Origin of the sequence: Algicella marina (assembly GCF_009931615.1) — a bacterium.
GTDB classification, from domain to species: domain Bacteria; phylum Pseudomonadota; class Alphaproteobacteria; order Rhodobacterales; family Rhodobacteraceae; genus Algicella; species Algicella marina.
In genome coordinates this window covers 2,806,339-2,825,868 of the sequence record NZ_CP046620.1, presented here as the reverse complement: position 1 = coordinate 2,825,868, position 19,530 = coordinate 2,806,339, and the positions used below count along the sequence as shown (strand labels likewise).

General features: G+C 59.6%; 18 protein-coding genes and 1 riboswitch. Of the genes, 8 read left to right on the top strand and 10 right to left on the bottom strand.

Annotated elements, in window-relative coordinates; translation table 11 throughout:
• Positions 1-25: 25 nt before the first annotated feature.
• The 8 genes from GO499_RS13950 to GO499_RS13915 form a co-directional block, all read right to left on the bottom strand.
• Positions 26-343: a hypothetical protein gene (locus GO499_RS13950; RefSeq protein ID WP_161862742.1), complete on the bottom strand. Its 318-nt coding sequence runs from the start codon at positions 341-343 to the stop codon at positions 26-28.
• 167 nt (positions 344-510) lie between these two features.
• The gene (gene polA, locus GO499_RS13945; protein WP_161862741.1) at positions 511-3,339 is read right to left on the bottom strand and encodes a DNA polymerase I; all 2,829 of its coding nucleotides are present in this window, start codon (positions 3,337-3,339) and stop codon (positions 511-513) included.
• A gap of 106 nt (positions 3,340-3,445) precedes the next feature.
• Positions 3,446-4,654 (bottom strand): ATP-binding protein, encoded by a 1,209-nt coding sequence (locus GO499_RS13940; protein WP_161862740.1) that lies wholly within the window; start codon positions 4,652-4,654, stop codon positions 3,446-3,448.
• A gap of 67 nt (positions 4,655-4,721) precedes the next feature.
• Complete coding sequence (locus tag GO499_RS13935) at positions 4,722-5,603, bottom strand: mechanosensitive ion channel family protein (protein WP_161862739.1); 882 nt, start codon at positions 5,601-5,603, stop codon at positions 4,722-4,724.
• 4 nt (positions 5,604-5,607) lie between these two features.
• A complete protein-coding gene (locus tag GO499_RS13930) occupies positions 5,608-5,808 on the bottom strand; it encodes a zinc-finger domain-containing protein (protein ID WP_161862738.1) in 201 nt (66 codons plus the stop codon).
• A 162-nt stretch (positions 5,809-5,970) separates the two neighbouring features.
• Positions 5,971-6,570, bottom strand: a complete 600-nt coding sequence (locus tag GO499_RS13925; protein ID WP_284154751.1) for a nucleoside/nucleotide kinase family protein — start codon at positions 6,568-6,570, stop codon at positions 5,971-5,973.
• Entirely contained in the window at positions 6,567-7,451 is an 885-nt protein-coding gene (locus GO499_RS13920) for a branched-chain amino acid aminotransferase (protein WP_161862737.1), read from the bottom strand. The genes GO499_RS13925 and GO499_RS13920 overlap by 4 nt, the downstream gene beginning before the upstream one ends.
• 234 nt (positions 7,452-7,685) lie before the next feature.
• The gene (locus GO499_RS13915) at positions 7,686-8,759 is read right to left on the bottom strand and encodes an alpha/beta hydrolase family protein (protein WP_161862736.1); all 1,074 of its coding nucleotides are present in this window, start codon (positions 8,757-8,759) and stop codon (positions 7,686-7,688) included.
• Between the two features lie 175 nt (positions 8,760-8,934).
• Between GO499_RS13915 and GO499_RS13910 the strand changes: the two genes are divergently transcribed.
• The 3 genes from GO499_RS13910 to GO499_RS13900 all read left to right on the top strand — a co-directional run bounded on the left by GO499_RS13910 (position 8,935) and on the right by GO499_RS13900 (position 10,917).
• Complete coding sequence (locus GO499_RS13910; protein WP_161862735.1) at positions 8,935-9,447, top strand: MarR family winged helix-turn-helix transcriptional regulator; 513 nt, start codon at positions 8,935-8,937, stop codon at positions 9,445-9,447.
• The gene (locus GO499_RS13905; RefSeq protein WP_161862734.1) at positions 9,440-10,150 is read left to right on the top strand and encodes a response regulator; all 711 of its coding nucleotides are present in this window, start codon (positions 9,440-9,442) and stop codon (positions 10,148-10,150) included. Before GO499_RS13910 ends, GO499_RS13905 begins: the two co-directional genes overlap by 8 nt.
• 293 nt (positions 10,151-10,443) lie before the next feature.
• A complete protein-coding gene (locus GO499_RS13900; RefSeq protein ID WP_161862733.1) occupies positions 10,444-10,917 on the top strand; it encodes a MarR family transcriptional regulator in 474 nt (157 codons plus the stop codon).
• Positions 10,918-10,996: 79 nt separating this feature from the next.
• Here GO499_RS13900 and ychF read toward each other — a convergent pair whose 3' ends face one another.
• Positions 10,997-12,094, bottom strand: coding sequence for a redox-regulated ATPase YchF (gene ychF, locus GO499_RS13895; RefSeq protein WP_161863994.1), 1,098 nt, complete (start codon positions 12,092-12,094; stop codon positions 10,997-10,999).
• A 136-nt stretch (positions 12,095-12,230) separates the two neighbouring features.
• On the opposite strand from ychF, the gene trpA reads away from it, so the two are divergent.
• Positions 12,231-13,016 (top strand): tryptophan synthase subunit alpha, encoded by a 786-nt coding sequence (trpA, locus tag GO499_RS13890; RefSeq protein WP_161862732.1) that lies wholly within the window; start codon positions 12,231-12,233, stop codon positions 13,014-13,016.
• A 75-nt stretch (positions 13,017-13,091) separates the two neighbouring features.
• Here trpA and GO499_RS13885 read toward each other — a convergent pair whose 3' ends face one another.
• Positions 13,092-14,264: an alpha-hydroxy acid oxidase gene (locus tag GO499_RS13885; RefSeq protein WP_161863993.1), complete on the bottom strand. Its 1,173-nt coding sequence runs from the start codon at positions 14,262-14,264 to the stop codon at positions 13,092-13,094.
• A gap of 144 nt (positions 14,265-14,408) precedes the next feature.
• A riboswitch (glycine riboswitch) is annotated at positions 14,409-14,493 on the top strand.
• A 131-nt stretch (positions 14,494-14,624) separates the two neighbouring features.
• Here GO499_RS13885 and GO499_RS13880 point away from each other — a divergent pair.
• The 4 genes from GO499_RS13880 to GO499_RS13865 all read left to right on the top strand — a co-directional run bounded on the left by GO499_RS13880 (position 14,625) and on the right by GO499_RS13865 (position 19,528).
• The gene (locus GO499_RS13880; RefSeq protein ID WP_284154750.1) at positions 14,625-15,878 is read left to right on the top strand and encodes a D-amino acid dehydrogenase; all 1,254 of its coding nucleotides are present in this window, start codon (positions 14,625-14,627) and stop codon (positions 15,876-15,878) included.
• A 117-nt stretch (positions 15,879-15,995) separates the two neighbouring features.
• Positions 15,996-17,054 carry a hypothetical protein gene (locus tag GO499_RS13875; RefSeq protein ID WP_161862731.1) on the top strand — a complete coding sequence of 353 codons (1,059 nt, stop codon included), beginning with the start codon at positions 15,996-15,998 and terminating at the stop codon, positions 17,052-17,054.
• Positions 17,055-17,166: 112 nt separating this feature from the next.
• A complete protein-coding gene (locus GO499_RS13870; protein ID WP_161862730.1) occupies positions 17,167-18,651 on the top strand; it encodes a SulP family inorganic anion transporter in 1,485 nt (494 codons plus the stop codon).
• A gap of 28 nt (positions 18,652-18,679) precedes the next feature.
• A complete protein-coding gene (locus GO499_RS13865; protein WP_161862729.1) occupies positions 18,680-19,528 on the top strand; it encodes a universal stress protein in 849 nt (282 codons plus the stop codon).
• Positions 19,529-19,530: the final 2 nt, after the last annotated feature.

The following is a 19,530-nucleotide window of genomic DNA, read 5'->3' as shown; positions in this document are numbered from 1 at the left end:
GTCCCCTGCCGGCGAGCTTGGAAGTTCAGGCGGCCTGTCGCTCGATCAGTGCACATTCAATCTTGAGCTGGTTGTGCCGTGATATCAGGCCGCCGACGACTTCGAGCGCCCGCTCGGCCGCAGTCGCGCCCATCTCGGAGTGCGGAAGGATCAGCGCGGTCGTTTTGCTACAGGAATTGCAGAACCATGTGAGCCTGCCGGGCATGCCCTCATCGCTCAATTCGCGGTCATGGTCAGCGCCATCCTGATAGGGCTGATCGATGATACTCAGTTCGAGCGTTACCTCACGATCCGTCGTCAGATCGCTACACGCGCAGCGCTCAAACAAGAACTCCCTGGCCACCAGTAGCGCTTGTGCCTTCACAAATCTTCAGCACCTAACTTGATAAGGCCCAAAGATGGGCCACTACCAATGCCGGCGCGACCACCCGTGGCGCGTCTGAGTACTCAATTACGAACAGGGTGTCCGCTCACCTAGTGTCGATATGAAAAGCGGGCATGTTGCAATTGTCAGTGCGCCTCTGCCCAGTTTGAACCTTTGCCTGCATCCACCGTCAGCGGCACCGCCAGTTCGATGGCGGGTTGGTCCGCCGTCTGCATTACCGTGCGGACAGTCTCTATGGTTTCTTCCACGTGATCTTCAGGCACCTCGAACAGCAGTTCGTCATGTACCTGCAGCAGCATGCGTGCCGGCAGATTGCCAAGCGCGTCGGGGATGCGGATCATCGCGCGGCGGATTACATCCGCCGCAGTTCCCTGAATGGGTGCATTGATGGCGGCGCGTTTGGCGAAACCTGCGTGCGGTCCCTTGGCGTTGATCTCCGGCGTGTGGATACGGCGGCCGAACAGTGTTTCCACGTGCCCGTGTTCCTTTGCGAAAACCACCGTCTTGTCCATGTATTCGCGAATACCCGGGAAGCGTTCGAAATAACGGTCGATGAAGCCTTGCGCGTCGGCTCGGGGGATGCGCAGGTTGTTCGCCAGACCGAAAGCCGAGATGCCATAGATCACGCCAAAGTTGATTGCCTTGGCCTGTCGGCGGATCATCGGGTCCATACCCTCCAGCGGCACATCGAACATCTCCGCGGCAGTCAGCGCGTGGATGTCCTGCCCCTCCTTGAACGCCTGCTGAAGCTCCTTGATCTCGGCGATATGGGCGAGAATTCGCAGCTCGATCTGGGAATAGTCGAGGCTGACCAGCACGTGCCCCTCGGCCGCGATGAAGGCCTCGCGGATGCGGCGGCCCTCTTCGGTGCGCACGGGGATGTTCTGCAGGTTGGGATCGGTGGAGGCCAGCCGGCCCGTGTTGGCCCCGGCGATGGAATAGGAGGTGTGAACGCGGCCCGTCTCGGGGTGGATATGGTCCTGCAGCGCGTCGGTGTAGGTCGATTTCAGCTTTGAGATCTGGCGCCAGTCCAGCACCCGCGCGGGCAGGTCGTGGCCTTGCGCTGCGAGTGTTTCCAGCACGTCGGCCCCGGTGGCATAGGCACCGGTCTTGCCCTTTTTGCCGCCGTCGAGGCTCATCTCGTCAAACAGGATCTCACCGAGCTGCTTGGGCGAGCCGACGTTGAAGCTGCGCCCGGCAAGCTCGTGGATCTCCGCCTCCAGCCCCGCCATCTTCTGCGCGAAGGCGTTGGACATGCGGCTCAGGTGATCGCGGTCGACCTTGATGCCGGTCATCTCCATCCGCGCCAGAACCGGCACAAGTGGGCGCTCCAGCGTCTCGTATACCGTGGTGACCCGGCTTTTATGCAGCTTCATGGAGAATAGTTGCCAAAGGCGCAGCGTCACGTCGGCATCCTCGGCGGCATAGGCGACGGCATCGGCGATGGGCACCTTGTCGAAGGTGATCTGGGACTTGCCGCTGCCGAGGATGGACTTGATCGGGATCGGGGTGTGGCTGAGATAGCGCTCCGACAGCGTGTCCATGCCGTGATTGTGCAGCCCGCCGTGGCAGGCGTAGCTCATCAGCATGGTGTCGGCGATGGGTGCCACGGCGATGCCGTTGCGCGAAAGAATCTTGAGGTCGTATTTCATGTTCTGGCCGATCTTGAGGATCGCGGGATCCTCAAGCACCGGCTTCAGCATCGCCAGTGCCTCGTCCATGTCCATCTGGCCCTCGGCACGCTCGGTGGCGCCCAGCAGGTCTCCGGTGCCCGTCGAATGGCCCAACGGAACATAGGCCGCCTTGCCCGGCTCCACCGCGAGGCAGACGCCCACGAGATCGGCGCGCATCTCGTCGAGCCCGGTGGTCTCGGTGTCCACCGCCACATAGCCCCGCTCGCGCGCCTGGTCGAGCCAGGCCTGAAGCGCTGCGGCATCCGACACGCATTCGTAATTGGCGGCGTCGAAGGGGATGTCCTGCGCGGCGACAGCCGCGCCGGATCGGGAGGGGCTCGATGCCCCTTCCGATCCGCCCCCCTCTTCGGAAATTTCGGGCATCTCTGCGCCCATCTTCTCCGCGATCCTCTTGGTCAGCGTGCGAAATTCCATCTTGGCGAGAAAGCCGAGCAGCGCGTCCTCTTCCGGCTCGCGCAGGTCCAGATCCTCCAGCGGTTCTAGGTCGGGCGTGTGGCAGTCGAGCGTCACCAGATCGCGTGAGAGGCGGATCTGGTCGGCGTGGTCGATCAGGGTCTGGCGACGCTTGGGCTGCTTGATCTCGTCGGCCCGCGCCAGCAGCGTGTCGAGATCGCCGTATTCGTTGATCAGCAGCGCTGCGGTCTTGATGCCGATGCCCGGCGCGCCGGGCACGTTGTCGACGCTGTCGCCGGCCAGCGCCTGGATGTCGATCACCCGGTCGGGGCCGACGCCGAACTTGGCCTCCACCTCCTCCACTCCGATGCGGGAGTTCTTCATCGCGTCGAACATCTCCACCCCGCCGCCGACAAGCTGCATCAGATCCTTGTCGGAAGAGATGATCGTCACCCGCCCACCGCGTTCGCGCGCCTCGCGCGCATAGGTCGCGATGATGTCGTCGGCTTCAAAGCCTTCCTTCTCGATGCAGGCGATGTTGAAGGCGCGAGTCGCCTCGCGCGTCAGCGGGATCTGCGGGCGCAGATCCTCGGGCATCTCGTCCCGGTTGGCCTTGTACTGGTCGTACATGTCGTTGCGGAAGGTGTGGCTGCCCTTGTCGAAGATCACGGCGACATGGGTGGGCGCATCCGGCCCGCGGTTGTCCTCCACCATCTTGAAGAGCATGTTGCAAAAGCCCGAGACCGCGCCGATGGGTAGGCCATCGGACTTGCGCGAGAGCGGCGGCAGCGCGTGGAACGCGCGGAAGATGAAGGCCGAGCCGTCGATCAGGTGCAGATGATGGCCTTTGCCGAATGTCTCGTTCATGGTGCTGGTCCCTTCTGCTCGCGACCTTTATTGCGCCTCGCGAGCGATTTGACCATTCCTGAAACGCCGCGAGTCCCGATCCGAATGACGCGCTGGCGGGCCCGGTTCAGGATTTCCGGCGGCTTGGCGTGTATGGCTTCAGTTCCGGCATCGCCCGACGCATGAAATCGTCGAAGAGTGGCACGGTGAATTGGGTCTGGCCATGCGCGGGTGAGAAAATCATCCCCGCGTCAATCAGCCCGGCGCGTACGGCAGCGACCTGGCTGCTCTTGGTGCCGAGAACTTCGGCCACCTTGCCGGATGCATGTGGGCCGGGTCCGAGTTCCGCAAGGGCGCGGAGGTAAGTCTTGGCATAGTCCGAACTGCGGTCGAAGCGGACGCGGAAAAAGCTCTGGTCGAGGTGGGCGAGGGCGTCGAGATCGGCCTTGCCGACCGTCTCGGCATCAATCGGAGAAGCCGCCGCTTCGTCCCATGCAAACTTGCCCCATGTCTGCACAAAGTATGGGTAGCCTTTCGTCCGCTCAAAGATCAGGTCCGTCGCCTCGCTTGTGAAATCAGCCTTCTGCGTCTTTGCAGCCTCGCGTAACGCGCGGGCTGTGGCCGTGTGGTCGAGTGCACGGACATCCATGTACGAAAACAGTCTCTCGGCATAGGATTTTGCCTCGCCGGACAGCGCCGCGAGTTGCGGCAGGCCGGCACCGATGAAAAGAAAGGGCGCGGCGGTCTGTGCCACCTCGTGGCAGGCATGGGTGAGAGCAGACAGTTCGGCCTTCGACAGATACTGCACCTCGTCGAGAAACAGGACGACGCCGGTTTTCCGACGCTGCGCTGCCGCAGCGAGGGCCAGCAGGATTTCGGGAAGGTCGGCCACGAGGTCGCCGGTGTCGGCCCCGATTTCCGGGGTCGAGGCACCGAAGGTGAAACCCTCATACTTCACTTTGAATATCGCCGCGAAGTTGCGGAGGAGTGCCCCAGCCCGGTGAAGCGTTTCCTCCGCCGCGGCCATCCTGTCCAATCTTCGCAGAACAGTATTGGCGGCTGGCACCAGCAGCCGGGCCAGATTGTCGCCTGATGTGTCCGGCACCTCGAATTTGATGGTTTCCAGCTCCTTTGATTTCGCCAGCGCATGCAACTTGTTGAGCAGAACCGTTTTGCCGACGCCGCGCAGGCCGAGAAGAAGCATGTCGCGGGCGAAGAGGCCTTCGCGAGTCCTGTCGAATGCGATTTCCGCCACCTCCAGCACATCGGCCCGGCCTACGAATGCCGTAGGTGGGATACCGGCGCCGGGGTTGAACGGGTTCTTGCGAGGATCCATACTTATCAGAGTTATTATGGTTTATCGAAATTGCATAAACCTGTATAAACTTCGTAAGCTTTGGCTGTCAATTGCGCTCCTGGGTCCCGACAAACTTCCACTCCTGGGCATCAGTGAAGGCCAGAAACGCCTTCATCGCCGCCCGTTCCATCTTGCCAGCCTGTTCTCGCGGGCAGAAAAGCCGGGCCTCGTAGCGGAATTTGGCGAAATCCGTGGTTCGCACCCGCACTTCCGGTTCGCCTCCGGGAAACGCTATGCCGTTCCGATGCTCCAGCATCGAGCGATAGCGCAGGGCTACCTCCTCAAATGGTTTGACGGCTTCGACGAGGGCCGCTTCGATCGTTGCCCGCAACTCCTCGGTACCCGGATGCGGTTCGGCCGTGATGACGAATTCGTGGAAGATGTAGCGTTTGCGGAAGCTGTGGTTGACCACCGGAGTGTTGAGAAAAACGCTGTTGGGCAGCGTGATGACCTTGCCGGTATGTTCGAAGTCGATCCGGTCGAATTCCTGCAACTGGGTCACGGTTGCAGTGATGTCGACCACTTCGCCGGAGTGAGGTCCCACCTCGATCCAGTCGCCGACGGTGAATGCCCCGGAAGCGGAGCGGACGAGCCCGCCCGAGAAACACATGATGACTTCTTTCGACGCCACGACGATGGCGAAGATGAAGGCAGCGATCGAAAAGATGAAAGCTTCGAGTTCATTGGACCAGACGATGACAATGGCGGCGAGCAACGCGACCGACGCCGCATTTCGGATCATCAGGATCGCGCGGCGCTGGCGATCGGAGAGGATCTGGGCACGGCGCCGCACGAGCAGGATCAGCAGATACCGCCCGAGCAGGATGCCGCCAAGGATGAGGGCGGTCGCAATGACTTTTGCCCCGACCGAAACGCCGCCCAGGTCGGATGTAACGCCGAACGTCTCTGGAGAAAGGACAGGTTCCATCGGCTCAGTGAGCCGACGCGCCGGCTTTCAGGATGTAGCGTTTGTCGCAATACCCGCAATCGATCCACCCGACTGCAGGATTGATCTGAAGCCAGACGCGCGGATGGCCAAGTGTTCCGCCATCGCAGGCAACGCGCGTGGTTTCCACCTCTTCGGTCTCCGGGGCGTCGTGTATGGGTGCTGTCGGCAGGTTCTCGGTCGTCATGTGAAGGCTCCGGTCTGTGGCTCGCGCCGAGAATAGGTGCAGCGAAGGGTGTGTGCAAATACCAATCGACGATATGATTGCACACGCGTCGTCGCGAAACGGGCCGTCGTCACCGGCCCGAGTGGCTCAGCCGGGCCCGCAGGAAAGCTATGGCATCAAAGGCTACGGCGACAGCAACCGGTCCGCCCGGAACCTGCTCTCCCGAACAGCCCGGATGTTTGGCAGGTCGTTGTTCTCGATCCACGCCTCCGCATCCACCCGGTCCGCCCAGCGGTGTCTCAGACGGCGCACGAGTTCCATCTCCGACACATCGAGAAACCAGCAGGCATCAAGCAACGGCCGCACCGCATCCCAACCGTCGGATTCGAACAGCAGGTAATTCCCTTCCACGATCACCATCGGGGCATTGATAGCCAGGGCAGAACCGCGAGAGAGTTCCAGGTCACGGTCGAACTCCGGTGCATACACGTCCTCTCCGGCCCGGACACGTCCCAACAGAGAAACGAATCCGCCGACATCGAATGTGTGCGGCGCGCCCTTGCGACTGCGCCAGCCATTGGCGTCCAGCACCTTGTCATCGAGGTGGAACCCATCCATGGGCAGCAGCGCGGCCTCCGGCATCGCGTCAACCAGTTTGCTTGCCAGCGTCGACTTGCCGGAAGCGGGCGGTCCGGCGATACCCAGCAGAAAGCGCGCCTGCCCGGAAGCAAGCGCGCGTATCTCGCCGCAAAGCGTTGTGATGCTCTCGTCCGTGGGCCTCATGCGTCGACGAGTTGGCCGCGCACCAGTTTTTCGTAGTCCAGCGCGATATCGCGCGTCAGTGCCCCGACCTCGAACATATGCGGCCCGATCTGGCCCACCGGCGTCACCTCCGCAGCGGTGCCCGTCAGCCAGCACTGTTCGAAGCCGGGCAGTTCCTCGGGCATGATGTGGCGCTCGACCACTTCCACACCCTTGGACTTCAGCATGCCGATTACGGTCTGCCGGGTGATACCGTTCAGGAAGCAGTCGGGCGTAGGCGTATGTACCTTGCCATCCTTGACGAAGAACACGTTCGCACCCGTAGCCTCTGCCACGTAGCCACGGTAGTCCATCATCAGCGCATCAGAACAACCCTTGGCCTCCGCCGCGTGTTTGGACATGGTGCAGATCATGTAGAGACCAGCGGCCTTGGCGAAGCAAGGGATCGTGGCCGGGTCGGGTCGCTTCCACTTGGCGATGTCGATCTTGGCGCCCTTCATCTTCGCGTCACCGTAATAGGCGCCCCATTCCCAGACGGCGATGCCCATCCGCACCGGATTGTGTGACGATGCCACGCCCATATCTTCGCCCGAACCGCGCCAGCAGACCGCACGCACATAGGCGTCCGACAGGCCGGAGGCCTTCAGCGCCTCGTCCTTCGCCGCCTCGATCTGGTCAACCGAGTAGGGGATGGGAATGTCCATCTCCTTGCCGGAAAAGAGCAGCCGCTCCGAATGCTTGCGGCTCTCGAAGATCTTCCCGTTGTACGCCCGCTCGCCCTCGAACACGGAAGAGCCATAATGCAGCGCGTGGGTCAGAAGGTGCACTTTGGCATCCCGCCAAGGCACCAGCTTGCCATCCAACCAGATCGTTCCGTCCCGATCGTCATACGCCCCGGCCATTGCATTTCCTTTTCGATTATTGCGTCCAACTTATCTGTTGCGACACGAAATTACATTTTCTGCCGGGAATCGCTATCATTCAGGCTCAGGAAAGTCAACAAGGCTGACATAAATGTCCTGCGCTCAAACCGGGCGCTTCGTTCAGGAACCTGTCAGAAGCGATGCGCCTCTGGCGCCATCGCCATTCCACCGGCCGAAATTCGTTCGGCGTGGCCGATCGGAATTGCAAGGGGATCATTTTTCCGGGCGCAGCGCCGCATCGAACGCGGCCGTAACCATCTCGATGAGTTGCGTATGTATCAGCTGTCGTGATTCTCCGCCCCCATCTGTGCAGATCGGATCTTCGATGCCTTCCTCCACGGCTATTTCGGCCGCACCCGGTTTGCACTCCGCAAACATCGAGGCATGGCTGGCCTTTTCTATCACCTGATAGGTCGAACCGGGAATGGCATCCGCGATACCGGACGCCTGCACGGTGGCGGGAATCTCGGAACGCTCGCCAAGATTCACGAGAGCGACAGGAATGGAGATGTTGGAGAACCCTTGCTGAGCGAAGATATCCGCAGGCGCAGGGTCGATCGCCAAGACGAAACCTACCCGGCCATCGGTGTTGTCGCGTGTAACAGTCTGCGCGTCCGCTGCGCCGAGATCGACTCCACTGAGGCGCACCCATTCGCAAAGCGAGGCGTTCAGATCATCGGTATCGCAATAACTGGCGTAGAGAGCTGAATCGAGACGAGCACCGGCCACAAGCAATGCTGTGTTGCCGCCCATAGACAGGCCCAAAAGCCCAGTCTGCCCCGATTTGACATGCGCCCGCAGAGACGGATCTACCTCGACTGCATCTAGCGTGTTCGAGATATCGGACGGCCTCAGCCAGAGCTTCATCGTTTCGGCGGCGGAGCGATTCCGCCCGGTGTTGCCCGGATGCGTGGGCGCGGCGACGATGAAACCCTCTTCTGCCAATGGCGTGGCAATCCAACTCATCGCATCTGCACTGCCTGCCAGACCGGCCCCATGTGACAACAGGATCAGAGGAAACTCGCCATCTTGGATCGGCGCATCCTTCATTGCAGCCGTACCTTCGAAAAAGATGTTGTCGCCCAGCATTGTCTTCTCGCCGCCTTGAGCCGCCGGATACCAAACCGTAACCGAAAGGGCGTGGTCCCGCTCCTCCGTCGGCGCGGTCATCTGCCGGACGCCGGCGACATACTCGGCCGAACGGGCCTGCGGACCAATGGAGAGAAAGACAGCACAAACCAGCGCTGCGCCTGCACGCAATTTGAATGCGGACGATCTCTTGATCATGAAACTCACTCCTTGGAGATGGCGCTCTCCGAAATGGCCGCGCCGTTTTTCGTGTACCACGGGCGACGCCACTGTGCGAACGCTCCATTTATTGGAGATCGCCGGAATCCGTCAGTCACCTCTTCACACGTCAATACCCCTGACATAAAGTTCGCCAACCCGAGCGGAGACCGAAATGCCCCAGGACAGAAACCCGACCACCGGTGAACAACTCCTGTTCCTCACCGATGACCAGCTTCGCCAGGGCATCGAACTGATGTTCTTCGCTTATCGCGGCTTCACCGCCGATCCGGACCTGATCCTGGAGGAGTATAGCTACGGCCGCGCTCACCACAGGGCACTGCACTTTATCAACCGCCGCCCGGGCCTTACCGTCAACGACCTGCTCGACCTGCTTGGTGTCACGAAGCAATCACTCAACCGTGTCTTGCGACAACTCGTGGACGATGGTCTCGTCGATAGCCGCGTGGGCACGACGGACCGGCGCCAGCGCAACCTCTACCTCACTGCCACAGGCACCGCCCTTGAAGCCAAACTTTCCACCACACAGCGCGCCCGGATGCGCAAGGCGTACTCCAATGCCGGGCCGCAAGCTGTGCAGGGCTTCCGTGCCGTGTTAGAACAGATCATTGAGCCCGAAATGCGCCCCCGCATTGCCCGATTGTTGGAGCAGAAGACGCATGACTGACCTTTCCCAGCCAGATGCCCACATCCTCGTCGTAGATGATGATGAGCGCATCCGCGACCTGCTGAAGAAGTTTCTCGCCCGCCACGACTACTGGGTGACGACGGCCCGTGACGCGGCCCATGCCCGCAAGTTGCTGGAGGGGCTGGAGTTCGATTTGCTGGTTGTGGATGTCATGATGCCGGGGGAGGACGGTTTTGCCCTGACCAGAGATCTGACCGACAGGATCACCACGCCGATTCTGTTGCTCACCGCCCGCGGTGATGCTGATGACAGAATACGCGGGCTGGAGGTTGGGGCGGACGACTACCTGCCAAAACCGTTCGAACCCCGTGAACTGCTGCTTCGCATCAATGCCATCCTGCGCCGGGTGCCGAAGGAGACGAACGCCAACGAACCGCCGAAAACGCTGCACATGGGCGCAATTCGCTATGACATGACACGCGGAGAACTCTGGCACGGGCAGGAGATGATCCGCCTCACAGCCACCGAGAACGCCCTTATGCGCATTTTCTCCGCCCGCCCGAATGAACCGGTCAGCCGGACCCAACTCGTGGCGGATCTCGGACGCGACGACGGCCAGGCCCAAGAACGCGCGGTGGACGTGCAGATAACGAGGCTGAGGCGGAAGATCGAGGCGGACCCCAAGACGCCAAGGTATCTGCAAACGGTGCGCGGAGCAGGGTACATGCTGGCGCCGGATTGAGGGGACAGGTCGTCCGCTACTGATGCGCAGCGAAACGGTGCTTGAAAGGCAGTATTGATCCGAGCCCGACCATGCACAACTCCACAACGATCAAGCCCCACCAAAACACTCGCAATACTGTTTCCATACCAAACCCATACCGAACCCAGCATTCCCAAACGGGCGGCCTGTAGGCCGCACCTGCGGAGTCGCGTTTGGGGCGAGTTGTATAAACTGTTGCGAAAAATGGAATTTCTGGCAATATGTCACCGGGGGTGAGCTTCTTCGGAAGCCCAAGGTGGGACAATTGACAGATGAACGAACGTTTCCGGGCCTATCCCGCAGACGCCTCCGGCGCTGCACTCACTTTACTTAACGAAATCAACGGCATAGCGCAGCTCTCGCGCTCGCTTCTCGAAAGTCGATTGCCAATGGGGCTCACCCCTCCGCAGTTCGACGTAATCAACATTCTTGCCTCGGCGGCGGGCAATCTTTCCCCGATAAATTTGGCCACTCAACTGAAGGTTCCGAAGACCTCGATGACCAACACATTGACTGGGTTGGAAAAAAAGCGGCTCATCTCGATGACGCCAAACCCGCAGGACGGACGCAGCAAGCACGTCTCGATTACCGAGGAGGGGCGCGACACGCATCTTCAGGCGCTCGCCGCACTTAGCCCTGATCTGACCGCCTTCGTTCAGGAAATCAGCATCCACCGGCTTCGCTCAGTCCTGCCCGATCTTCAGCAAATCCGGGTGAAACTGGGCGAAGACAGAACCCGGCTCTGAAGTTTAGCGGGCGAAGCTTTCGATTTCGTGTAGCAAGCAAGCGGTTTAATCTGCCAAGACTATCATCTTGTAAATCCACTCATGTGTTAAACAGGAAGTGCAGGACGTCGCCGTCGACAACTTTGTAGCTTTTTCCTTCGGCTCGCATCTTGCCCGCCTCCTTCGCCGCCTGTTCTCCGCCGAGGGAGACGAAATCATCATAGGCAATCGTTTCCGCCCGGATGAAGCCGCGCTCGAAATCACCATGGATCACGCCGGCAGCTTGCGGGGCTGTGGTGTCCGCACGGATTGTCCACGCGCGCGCTTCCTTTGGCCCGACCGTAAAGTAAGTTTTCAAGCCGAGCAGTTCGTAACCCGCTGAGATCAGGCGGTCCAGGCCCGCCTGTTCCAGGCCCAGTTCGGACAGGAATTCCTGCCTTTCGTCGTCTTCAAGCTGGCTAATTTCCTCTTCGATTGCGGCCGAGATAATGACGCAGCCCGCACCTTGCGCTGCTGCCATCTCCGCCACTGAGGCGGAATGGGCGTTGCCGGCGGCGGCGTTCTCTTCTTCGACGTTACAGACGAACAGCACCGGCTTGGCTGTCAGCAGTTGCAGCATCCGCCAGGCTTTCATGTCATCGGCGTCCACTTCAACCGTACGAGCAGGCTTACCGGCTTCCAGCGCATTCTTAGCGGCTTCGAGCAATCGAGCCTGGCTCACAGCCTCCTTGTCGCCGCCCTTGATCTTGCGGGTCAGGTTCTGCATCCGGCGTTCAATGCTTTCCAGATCGGCGAGCATCAGTTCCGTTTCAATAGTTTCGGCATCCGCCACCGGATCGACACGGCCATCGACATGAGTGACGTCATCATCTTCGAAGCAACGCAGCACATGGGCAATGGCATCAACCTCACGGATGTTGGCGAGGAACTGGTTGCCGAGACCTTCCCCCTTGGAAGCCCCTTTTACCAATCCGGCGATGTCCACAAACGTTAACCGGGCAGGAATGATCTCCTTCGATCTGGCGATTTCTGCCAAGCGATAGAGCCGTTTGTCAGGCACGCTGACCTCGCCGACATTTGGTTCGATGGTGCAGAACGGGAAGTTGGCCGCTTGTGCAGCGGCGGTTCGAGTCAGCGCGTTGAACAGCGTCGATTTTCCGACGTTTGGCATGCCGACAATTCCGGTTCTGAAGCCCACGGGGTTTCTCCTGCTTACTGGTTGCGGCGGGTTTTGCACCCTGTGCCGCCAGCGTCAAGCGTTTGCCTTGCCCCGTTGCATTTCGGCCCTGCGTCAAGCAATACGGTGCAGCAGTTTTCTTCAGGGGCCGGCAACCATGACACGTATAGACGACACCTTTGCAAACCTGAACGGCAAAGCAGCGTTCATTGCCTATGTGATGGCCGGCGATCCCGATTTCGATACGTCGCTGGAGATCGTAAAGGGACTGCCGGCAGCGGGCGTCGACGTGATTGAGCTTGGTCTTCCCTTTACAGACCCGATGGCTGATGGTCCTGCAATCCAACGTGCCGCCAACCGGGCGCTGGAGGCAGGAATGACCTTAAATCGTACGCTGGAACTGGCGCGACGATTCCGGGAGCAGGATTCTACGACGCCGATTGTGCTGATGGGGTATTACAACCCGATCTATTCAATGGGCGTGCCGGTGTTTCTCGAGGCGGCAAAGGAAGCGGGCATCGACGGCTTGATCGTGGTCGATCTTCCGCCGGAGGAAGATGACGAGCTTTGTATCCCAGCCAACGAGGCTGGATTGAACTTCATCCGCCTCGCCACTCCGACAACTGACGACAAACGGCTGCCGGCGGTACTGTCCAACACTTCCGGCTTTGTCTATTACGTGTCGATCACTGGTATCACGGGCGCGGCGGAAGCAAGTGCTGAGGCGGTTGCGCCGGAGGTCGCGCGAATCAAGGCACAGACCGATCTGCCTGTATGCGTAGGCTTCGGGATCAAAACCCCTGAGCGGGCGAAGGCGATTGCATCCATTGCCGATGGTTCGGTTGTGGGGTCGGCAATTGTGTCCATGATCGGAGCGGGCGAAAGCCCTGCGGATGTGCTGGCCTTCGTTAAATCACTGGCAGACGGCACACATGCTGCCTGATCAGTGTGATGCAGACAGATGATAGACACACAGCCGGTAGGTTAATGAAGAGAGCCCCGCTATTGGTGGGCTGAACTACTTTCCCGGCCCGAATGGCGCAGGAATATCCTGCGGAAAAATCAGGTTCTCGCGGTTCAATTCTGAAACATGTCGCCGACCGCACAGCCCCATGGTTGTATCCAGTTCTTTCCAGATCACGTCGAGCGCAGCCGTCACGCCTTTCTTACCCATAGCCCCGAGCCCGTAGAGGAAGGCCCGGCCGATGTATGTCCCATGCGCACCGAGCGCTAGAGCCTTCAGAACATCCTGGCCAGACCGGATGCCGCTGTCGAAATGTACTTCAACTTCGTCGCCGACCGCCTTAACGATATCTTCCAGCACCGCGAGAGAGGAGAGGGCACCGTCCAGTTGGCGTCCTCCGTGGTTAGACACGATAATGGCATCGGCTCCCTTGGCGACGGCCAGCCTTGCATCCTCGGCATCGAGAATGCCTTTAAGAATAAACTTGCCGCCCCAGCGTTCGCGGATCCAATCGATGTCGTCCCACGTCAAACTCTGATCAAACTGCGAATGCGTCCATTCCGCCAGAGAGCCCATGTCCGTCACGCCTTTGGCATGCCCGAGAATGTTGCGGAAGCTGCGACGTTCCGTGAGCAGCATTTCTGCGCCCCAGCGCCATTTCCAAGCCATGTTTGCCCAGCCTGCGAGCGACAGTTTTGGTGGTACGCCTAAGCCGTTCTTAAGATCTTTGTGGCGCTGGCCGATCATTTGCAAATCCAGCGTCAGCACAAGTGCGGAGCAGCCGGCGGCCTTGGCGCGATCAATCAGGTTTTCGGCGAACTCACGGTCGCGCATGACGTACAACTGGAACCAGAAAGGTTTCGATGTGTGTGCAGCCACGTCCTCGATGGAGCAAATCGACATTGTGGAGAGTGTAAAGGGCACACCAAATTCTTCGGCCGCCTGTGCGGCGAGAATTTCGCCGTCGGCATGTTGCATACCTGTCAGCCCAGTCGGCGCCAGCGCCACCGGCATAGCCACTTCCTGCCCGACCATCGTGGTCTTGGTAGAGCGGCCTTCCATGTTCACGGCTACACGCTGACGCAACCTGATCTTTTCGAAATCCGTAGTGTTTTCGCGGTATGTCTGCTCCGTCCACGAACCGCTGTCGGCATAGTCGTAAAATACCCGCGGTACACGTCTTTCAGCCATTTTCCGAAGGTCTTCGATCGTCGTAATCACAGGCATCGCAAGCTCCGCAGATTGGCCAGTTTTCCTGACCAATATCGCAAGCGCCGGATCAGCACAACGCAGACCTGCAACAGTCTGCGTTCCTCTGGCATTACCGAAAGTTTCCACTTTATGATTCGTTCGAATGTGCGTATGCGGGGCACAAGACTGTCGGGAGAGACGGGAAGCCGTCGCCGAAGGAGCAACCGCCCCGGAAACTCTCAGGCCCCAGGACCGACAGGCTTGTAACACTCCGGAAAGTGGCTGCCAGGCCCACCGTAGGAGCAAGCACGGGGCAGTGCGTGGAGTTATTGCGCACTGCAGATACTCGTGTGAAACTCTCAGGTACAGTGGACGGAGGGGGCAATTTGCGCCGCAATGCGCGCTTTGCCCAAGGAGTGTTTGCCCATGTCCAAGTCAATTGCCGTAATCGGTGCCGGTATAACCGGGGTCACCTCTGCCTATCAGCTTGTGTTGCAAGGGTTCGACGTGACCGTCATCGACCAAAACCGTTATCCTGCCATGGAAACTAGCTATGCCAACGGTGGCCAGCTTTCCGCGTCCAACGCCGAAGTTTGGAACAGTTGGCGCAGCGTCATCAAGGGTATCCGTTGGATGCTGAGACCTGATGCTCCGCTGTCGATAAGCCCACGCCCGAGCTGGCACAAATATTCGTGGATGGCTGAATTCCTCAGTCACATTCCCAACCACGACAAAAATACGATTGAGACTGCCCGTCTCGCTATCCTTTCGCGGGACGCGATGGCGGAAATAGCGGCGGTGGAGAATATCGACTACAACCGGCTCGATAAGGGAATTCTACATATCTACCAGTCTGAGGAAGATCTGCAGGCGGCGCGTCACGTGAACACACTGCTGGAGCAGGCGGGACTGGAACGGAGCGAAGTGGCGCCGGATGAGATGCGCGCCATTGAGCCAACGCTGACCGGCGAATACGTTGGAGGTTTCTATACACCATCGGACTCGACAGGCGATATCCATCGCTTCTGTACCGGCCTTGCTGAAGTGTGCAAGGCGAAGGGCGTTACCTTTCGGATGAGTACCACCATCGACTCCCTTGCCCATCAGGGCGATGGCATCCGAGTGACATCCGAGGATGGCGAGGCCTTGCACTTCGACGCCGTGGTTATCTGCGCCGGTATCAAGAGCCGTGAATTTGCACAGCAACTGGGAGAGCGGATTAACGTCTACCCGGTCAAAGGGTATTCGATTACTGTCAACCTGACGGATGCCCAGAGCCGCGCAAATGCACCGAATGTGTCCCTGCTGGACGACAAGGCGAAGATTGTCTCAAGCCGCTTGGGGGAGAACAGATTCCGTATTGCAGGTACGGCTGAGTTGAGCGGGCCGAACCGCGACATTCGCGATTACCGCATTCGTCCGCTGATTAAATGGTGCGAGCACCATTTCCCCGCTATCTCCACCGAGGAAGTAGTGCCGTGGGCCGGTCTGCGACCCATGGTTCCGTCAATGATGCCGCGGTACGGAAAGGGCAGAACACCCGCTGTTTATTTCAACACCGGCCATGGTCATCTCGGATGGACGCTTTCGGCTGCCACGTCGAAACTCTTGGCGGCGGAAATGGCACAGGATTATAGGGCTGTGGCCTGATCAATATATTTCCGCGGCATGGGAGTGCCGTCTGCCGAAGAGTTACGCGGCGCTCGCTTTGACAGGCTTGTGCACACGTGCAAGCGTGCCAGTGATCTCACTGACGGTAGCCTTTCCATGAAGTTTCTTTCCCATCTCATCGCCCTCATCTTCGGGCTCTTCTGCTTCCTGCCAATCTCGCTTCTCGGCGCAGCCGGGAGCGGGCTCGTGGCGCCGCTCAGGGGCGCGCGGCGCATCCAGCCGGAAGGCCTTATCAACGAGATGAACGTGGCAATCGCCACGGCGATCTTCGGTCTTTGCATCCTGCTGCCGGTGACACGACGGCGGCTCATCGGCTACCCCCGGAATGGCCTCGTCTGGCTGCTGCAACTTGTTTTGCTCGGCACGATCTCCGCCATCGCGAGCATAATCGTTTTCATGTACGTCGTTGCATTTGCGAGTGCGGAAATCGCCCGGAACCCAGCAGTCACCTACAGTCTGGGCTTTGGCTGGTTCGCCTTCTTCCTCGCATTCTGCGCTCCGGGTTTCGGCAGAAAGCATATCAGCCTGGCCGGAGGGGCGGCCACGAACGATAGCCACAGGGAGGCGCAGCGCCCGCAGAGCCTGCAGAGTAGGAGAGAGGCGCTTTCGCCTATGCATCGGCTCGTGCTGGATTCTGCCTTTGGCATTGTCCTCGGGGCCTGTTTCATTGCCCTCTTTGGCGTGGCTTACACCAGTTTCATTCCACGAGCCGACGTGAACGCGCTCCTGTCCAGTAATGCCATCCTCATCGCGCTTCCCTTCGGAGGCCTCTTCTGGATCCTCGGCCTGGCCGACCCGAACAACAGAACCCCGCTGAGCAAGGTCGCCAAGGGCGCACTTGGTGCGGCGTTCGTGATGTCCATTGTCGTCCTCTCTTTGAAAACCGGATTTCTCATCGGAACAGGCGCTCTTCACGCCATGGCAACCGAGGGTCCCACCGAGACTCTGGAAACGCGTGTGGTGAGAAAAGGACAGGAATACCGCCGCACTGGGTGCGACCGGAGCATTCGCATCGAAGTGCCGGAAATCGGCACAGGGCAGGTCTGCCGGCTTCCATCCAGTCTCTGGGCGCGGATCGAGCCGGGCGATAGGATCACCGTCACCGGCGAGCGCACCGCCCTCGGCTTCGCGGTGGAGTATGTCTCACCTCGCTGACCCTCGCGCCATATTTGATTGCGCTGCAGCATGAATCCCGCTAGTCAGCACCTTTCGCTGGCAGGCGCCCCTTCCTGCCGCTCTTTGCTCGCCGAACCGAAAGAGAGCCCCCATGTTTGCTTTCGCCAATTACAAGGAGCAGTGGCTCGGAAACATCCGGGGCGATCTCCTCTCCGGCCTTGTTGTCGCTCTCGCGCTCATCCCCGAGGCCATTGCCTTCTCCATCATCGCCGGCGTCGATCCGAAGATCGGGCTGTACGCCTCCTTCTCCATCGCGGTGATCACTGCCATCGCAGGCGGCCGGCCGGGGATGATCTCGGCTGCGACGGCAGCAACTGCGGTACTTATGGTGACACTGGTGAAGGATCATGGGCTGCAGTATCTGCTGGCAGCGACGGTACTGGCAGGGGTGCTACAGGTGGCCGCCGGGCTCCTGCGGCTTGGATACCTTATGCGCTTTGTCTCTCGCTCTGTCATCATCGGCTTCGTGAATGCCCTCGCGATTCTCATCTTCATGGCACAACTTCCCGAACTTATTGGCGTGCCGTGGCTAACCTACTTACTAGTCGCCGCCGGTCTGGCGATCATCTATCTCTTTCCATACATAACGACGGCAATTCCGTCGCCACTGATCTGCATCATAGTCATTACCGCGATTGTCCTCATCCTGGGTCTTGATGTTCGCACCGTCGGCGATATGGGCGAGTTGCCCTCCACCCTGCCGGTGTTTCTGATTCCGGACATTCCGCTAAGCCTTGAGACATTGCAGATCATCTTGCCATATTCGGCCGCCGTCGCCGCTGTCGGTCTTTTGGAAAGCCTTATGACTGCCAGCATCGTTGAGGATCTGACAGACACGCCGTCGGATCGTAATCAGGAATGCATCGGACAGGGTATCGCAAATTTTTGCACCGGCTTTATCGGCGGTATGGCCGGTTGCGCGATGATTGGTCAGTCGATGATCAACGTCAAATCCGGCGGACGCGGGCGGCTCTCTTGCTTTGCAGCTGGCGTGTTCCTTCTGATACTAATCGTCGGGCTGGGCGGGCTGGTGGCGCGGATCCCGATGGCGGCACTGGTGGCGATCATGATCATGGTGTCGATCGGAACATTTTCGTGGTCGTCGATAAAGGCACTTCGTACGCACCCCACCTCTTCCTCGGTGGTCATGCTTGCAACGGTGATCACTGTTGTTGCCACACACAATCTAGCCATTGGTGTGCTGATTGGTGTGCTTCTTTCTGGAATTTTCTTTGCCTGGAAGATCGCGCAGATTTTCCGCGTAACTTCGACGCTGTCGGCGGATGGCAATCATCGTACTTACACCGTCGAAGGCCAGGTGTTCTTTGCTTCGTCGGAGGACTTTACCCGCAGCTTCGATTTTCGCGAAGCGCTGGAGAGAGTCACCATCGACGTATCCCGCGCCCACATCTGGGATATCTCCTCCGTCGCCGCACTCGACATGATCGTGCTGAAGTTCCGTCGTGAGGGCGCAGAGGTGGAGATCATCGGCCTCAACGAAGCGTCTGAAACCATAGTAGACAAGCTCGCCATCTACGATGAACCGGGTGCGATGGACAAAATCCTCGGCCACTGACAGGCTATAGCGAAAACCGGAGTAAGACATGTCCAGACTCGCCGCTCTCATAGACGCTTCGGCCTATTCAAAATCGGTGCTGGATCACACCGCCTGGATTGCCACGAAATCAGAGAACACCGTCGAGGTCCTTCACGTGCTTGGTCGGCGTGAAAGTGGTGATCGGCCGATGGATTTGTCCGGCGCTATCACGCTTGGTGCCCGCACGCAGTTGCTGGAAGAATTGGCCAAACTGGATGGAGAGCGGGCGAAACTGGCGCAAACGCACGGGCGGCTGCTGCTGGAAGAAGCCAAACTTGCGCTGGAAGCACAAGGTGTAGCGAATGTCACCACTCGACTTCGGCTGGGCGATATCGTCGATACCATCGAGGATACGGAAGCGGACCTGCTAATCATCGGAAAGCGGGGCGAAAGCGCCGACTTTGCCAAGCTGCATCTTGGCTCCAACATGGAGCGGATCGCGCGCTCGGCGAAGACGCCGGTTTTTGTCGCCAACAGGGCATTCAGACCGATCGAAAAGGTACTGGTCGCGTTTGACGGCGGACCGCACGCACTGAAGGCAATCGACCACATTTCCCGGAGCCCGACATTCGCCGGGCTGAAACTGCACCTGATAACGGCAAGCACTAACCAAGCGAGCGCGCAGGCCGGACTGGAAAAGGCGCAGGCTTTGTTGGCCGCGGCTGGACACACACCGACGATAGAGGTTGTTCCAGGTGAACCCGCCACGGTAATTGCCGATGCTGTCGGAAAAGGTGGATTCGATTTGCTCGTGATGGGGGCTTACGGCCATTCCCGCATCCGGAACCTTTTTATCGGCTCCACCACTTCGGAAATGGTCCGGAGTTGCAAGGTCCCGATCATTCTATTCCGGTAAGA